This is a genomic window from Bartonella sp. MR168JLCBS (genome assembly GCF_042194175.1).
Window position 1 is genome coordinate 324 of the sequence record NZ_JBHIMP010000401.1, and the last position, 365, is coordinate 688.

The following is a 365-nucleotide window of genomic DNA, read 5'->3' on the forward strand; positions in this document are numbered from 1 at the left end:
ATTGGCGCCAATTTCTGAGGCACCTTTAATATCTTCAGTACCGGGAACATCCTTGTCTAAGCCACCTTTACGTGCATGGGCAACAAGATGAATATGTACGGCGTTTAAAACAGCCCAATCAACCATTTTATAAACCGCTTGTTCTTGTCCGGTATAGTCATCGGAGGCGATGCCTAGCCGCATTAAACTGTCGATGATAAATTGATCGCAGCCATAGCGCGCACGGCAATAGTCAAATACATTAAGCAATGTATCGACGCTCGATTTGCCAACATGCTCATAAAGAATAAGCCCATCGTCTAAAAAATCCAGGATTCTTTCAATCATCTCTCTTTTGGGTTGTTCTAAACCTCCCGTTTGTTTCG

Annotated in this window: 1 pseudogene; it reads right to left on the reverse strand. The window is 43.3% G+C overall.

From position 1 onward, the window contains the following. Positions 1-365 (reverse strand): annotated as a pseudogene (locus ACFIK8_RS11620) (bifunctional DNA primase/helicase); the annotation flags it as partial.